This is a genomic window from Bacillus sp. JJ722, from assembly GCF_036963345.1.
Lineage (GTDB): Bacteria > Bacillota > Bacilli > Bacillales > DSM-1321 > Bacillus_AD.
This window is the reverse complement of record NZ_JBALMO010000118.1, coordinates 1-2,205: the sequence shown is the minus strand read 5'-3', so window position 1 is coordinate 2,205 and position 2,205 is coordinate 1. Positions and strand designations below refer to the sequence as shown.

The window sequence follows — 2,205 nt, the reverse complement described above, 5'->3', positions numbered from 1 at the left end:
TATCAGCTCTTCGTGTTTCCTTTATCTCGTGCGAAGTGCGTAAGTCTCATACGGCGCTGAACGGGCGCTCTGCGCTTTTGTTGATTAAATCGTCTTTCGTACATCATTATGTAATAGATAGACGATTTTTTTCTATTTTATACTATGTTATGTAATTCATGTAAAGAGTTTGCATTTCAACATAATAATAGTGCTTTTCACGGTCTATTTTTGACGTTTTAAATTGAAATCCCTGTTTTAGTAATGAAGTGTAATATGATTTTGCTATCGAAATGATCTTATTTATCGATTAAATAAAGGGGTTGAATAAAATGAATGCGGTTACTATTGTTATTGCATCTGCGTGTATATTGATGATTGCATATCGATTGTATGGAACATTTATGGCAGCAAAGGTTTTGAAATTAGATGATTCTATACCAACGCCTGCACATGAATTAAATGATGGTAAGGATTATATACCAACGAATAAATGGGTAACATTCGGACATCACTTCGCGGCAATCGCTGCAGCAGGTCCACTTGTAGGTCCGATTCTTGCGGCACAGTTTGGTTATTTACCAGGATTAATCTGGTTATTGATTGGAGCAGTAATTGGGGGAGCTGTTCATGATGCAGTTGTTCTTTACGCTTCAATGAGAATGAAAGGAAAATCTTTATCAGAAGTTGCGAAAGAAGAGCTTGGTCCAGTTGCAGGGTTCTGTACAGGACTTGCCATGTTATTCATTATTACGATTACAATGGCTGGACTTTCAATGGTTGTTCTACACGCACTAGAAAGAAATCCTTGGGGAACATTTGCGGTAGGAATCACTATTCCGATTGCTATGGGAGTAGGGATTGCTTATAAAAAGACAGGAAATCTAAAGTTAACAACGACAATTGGATTTATTCTACTAATGGTCGGTGTATTCCTTGGGCCTAAAATTCAAGGTACTTGGCTTGGCGATTTATTAACACTTGATTCTTCAACATTAGCTATTATTCTACCAATTTATGCTTTTTTTGCTGCAGCTTTACCAGTTTGGTTGTTGCTAGCACCACGTGATTATTTAAGTAGTTTTATGAAGATTGGTGTATTTATTGCACTTATTATTGGCGTTTTCTTTGTAAATCCAGTCATTCAAATGCCAGGATTTACAGAATTCATTCATGGTGGCGGCCCTGTAAATCCAGGACCTGTATGGCCATTCGTTTCTATCACAATTGCCTGTGGAGCTATCTCGGGATTCCATGCATTCGTAGGCTCGGGTACAACGCCTAAAATGTTAGATCGTTGGAGTGATATTAAACCAGTTGGTTTTGGTGGGATGCTTGTAGAGTGTCTTGTTGGTATTATGGCATTGATTGCCGCTACGGCTCTTCACCCATCAGATTATTTTGCAATCAACTCTTCACCAGAAGTATTCAAAACGTTAGGAATGACTGTTGAGCATTTACCAGCTCTTAGCGAAGAGATTGGTATGGATCTAGAAGGTCGAACAGGTGGAGCGGTTACACTTGCTGTAGGTATGACGTATATCTTTACAGAGATATCTTGGTTTAGTAATCTAGCATCCTATTTCTATCAGTTCGTTATTATGTTTGAAGCGGTCTTTATCTTAACAGCAATTGATGCAGGTACACGTGTAGCACGTTACCTAATCCAAGATTTCTTAGGTGATTTCTATAAACCACTTAAGAAAGTAGATTGGATTCCTGGTTCTATATTCGCCAGTGCGTTAGCTTGTTTCATGTGGGGCTATCTACTCTTCTCAGGAGATATCAGTTCTGTTTGGGCACTATTCGGAGTATCTAACCAGTTAATGGCATCTATCGGTTTAATTATCGGTGCGACTGTTATTCTAAAAATCGCTGATAAACGTTGGTATATGTTAACATGTCTTGTTCCGCTTGCTTACTTGTATGTAACAGTTAACTATGCTGGCTACTGGATGGTGAAAAACGTGTACTGGAACAAAGCAGCTTCTGGCTATAGCATGTTAAATGGTACATTATCAATCATCATGTTAGGACTAGGACTAGTTATCATGATTGCAGCGATTAAGAAATGGAAAGAACTATGGAGTAATCCACGGGTCGACATAAAAGGACCAAAGGTGAGAACAACTTAATTGAAAAGCTTTGACCAACAGCGAAAGCGACGAAGGAGATCATCTTCTACGTCGCTTTTTTTTGCTGTTTAGAAATTTATCCCGTTCAAAC

Annotated in this window: 1 protein-coding gene; it reads left to right on the top strand. The window is 38.5% G+C overall.

What is annotated here, in order from left to right:
* The first annotated feature begins 311 nt into the window (after positions 1 to 311).
* Positions 312 to 2,114: a carbon starvation protein CstA gene (cstA, locus tag V7014_RS15275; RefSeq protein ID WP_335508296.1), complete on the top strand. Its 1,803-nt coding sequence runs from the start codon at positions 312 to 314 to the stop codon at positions 2,112 to 2,114.
* Positions 2,115 to 2,205 lie beyond the last annotated feature (91 nt).

Coding starts and splice junctions, on each gene's coding strand:
- cstA (WP_335508296.1), top strand. CDS start 312: ATGAATGCGGTTACTATTGTTATTGCATCTGCGTGTATATTGATGATT.